General features: G+C 64.1%; 1 protein-coding gene. It reads left to right on the top strand.

Annotated elements, in window-relative coordinates; all coding sequences use genetic code 11:
- On the top strand, positions 1-2,001 hold a 2,001-nt coding region (locus AC0B44_RS21175; protein WP_471904693.1), incomplete at both ends, for an amino acid adenylation domain-containing protein.

Here is a 2,001-nt window from a genome sequence, read left to right as displayed (position 1 = left end):
GAGTTCACGTATGCGACCGAGCTTTTCGATGCCGCAACGGTGGAGGGGTTTGCGGAGCGGTTCGTGCGGATCCTCGAGTCGGTGGTGTCCGATCCGTCGTTGCGGGTGGGGGATATCGATCTGCTGGGCGCCGATGAGCGTAGTGCGGTGCTCGAGCGGTGGAACGATACGGCGCGTCCGGTGCCGGATGGGACGTTGCTGGACCGGTTCGATGCGCAGGTCGCGTCGAATCCCGACGCGATTGCGGTGGTGTTCGAAGACGAGTCGTTGACGTATGCGCAGTTCGATGCGCGGGTGAATCGTCTTGCGCGGTATCTGATCTCGCGGGGTGTGGGTCCGGAGACGACGGTGGGGTTGGCGGTTCGCCGGTCGTTGGATCTGTTGGTGGGGATGTATGCGATCGTGCGTGCGGGTGGGGCGTATGTGCCGCTCGATCCGGATCAGCCTGTCGAGCGTAATGGTTTCATTGTGGAGTCGGTGTCGCCGGTGTTGGTGGTGTCGACGTCGCGGGACGGGTTCGAGCTTCCCGAGTCCGAGTCCGAGTCCGGGTTCGGGTTCGGGTCGGTGCCGGTGGTGTTGATCGACACGCTGGATCTTTCGGGTGTTGCGGCGGGTCCGGTGTCGGATGCGGAGCGGGTTGCGCCGTTGCGGCCGGGCAACACTGCGTATGTGATTTTCACGTCGGGGTCGACGGGCCGGCCGAAGGGTGTGGCGGTGTCGCATTGTTCGGTGGTCAATCAGGTGTCGTGGCTGACATCCGAGTACGGGTTGTCGGCCGATGATGTGGTGTTGCAGAAGACGCCGTTCACGTTCGATGTGTCGGTGTGGGAGCTGTTCGGTGGGTTGGCGGTGGGTGCGCGTGTGGTGATGGCGGGACCTGATGGGCATCGGGATCCTGCGTATCTTGCTCGTGTGATCCATCGGGAGGGGATTACTGCGACGTCGTTCGTGCCGTCGATGCTTGCGGTGTTCGCTGCTGTTGCGACGCGCGAGGAGTGTGTGTCGTTGCGTGTGGTTCTTGTTGCGGGTGAAGCGTTCCCTGCGGCGTTGGTCGATCAGTGTGCTGCTCTGGGTTTGCCGCGGTTGCACAATTTGTATGGTCCGACCGAGGCGACGGTGCATGTCACGGCGCGGTCGGTCGAGGTGGGTGTGGCGGGTGCGGTGCCGATCGGGGCGCCTGTGTGGAATACCCGGGCCTATGTTTTGGATCAGCGGTTGGTGCCGGTGCCGGTGGGTGTTGTGGGTGAGTTGTATCTGTCGGGTGTGCAGTTGGCTCGTGGGTATGTGGGTCGGCCGGATTTGTCGGCGGAGCGTTTTGTGGCGTCGCCGTTCGGTGTGGGGGAGCGTCTTTATCGCACGGGTGATGTGGTGCGGTGGAGTGCTGATGGTGAGTTGGTGTATGTCGGTCGTTCCGATTTTCAGGTGAAGTTGCGGGGGTTGCGGATCGAGCTCGGTGAGATCGAGGCGGCGTTGGTGTCGCATGATTCGGTCGCGCAGGCTGCGGTGGTGGTGTCGGCGTCGGGTGTCGGGGATCAGCTTGTGGGGTATGTGGTGCCGGCTGTGGGGGCCGTGGTGGATCGTGATGGGTTGGCGGGGTTCGTTTCGGGGTTGTTGCCTGCGTATATGGTGCCGTCGGTGTTTGTGGTGCTCGATGAGTTGCCGCTCAACAGCAGTGGGAAGCTCGATCGGAAGGCGTTGCCTGCGCCGGTGTTCGAGGCTCGGGAGTTCCGGGCGCCGCAGACTGCCGTCGAACAGGTTGTGGCGTCGGTGTTTTCGGAGGTGCTCGGTGTCGAGCGGGTGGGGCTCGATGATGATTTCTTCGCCTTGGGTGGTAACTCGCTGATTGCGACCCAGGTGGTGGCGCGTCTGGGTGCGGCGTTGGGTACTCGGGTGCCGGTGCGGGTGTTGTTCGAGGCGGCCACTGTCGGGGAGCTGGCGGGGCGGGTGGAGCAGGTGTCCGGTGGGGGTGCCGGGGTGCCGTTGGTTGCGCGGGTGCGGCCG

Source organism: Rhodococcus sp. NPDC019050 (genome assembly GCF_055664235.1).
Note: the sequence above shows the minus strand (reverse complement) of the source record. Positions and strands in the feature narration are given on the sequence as shown.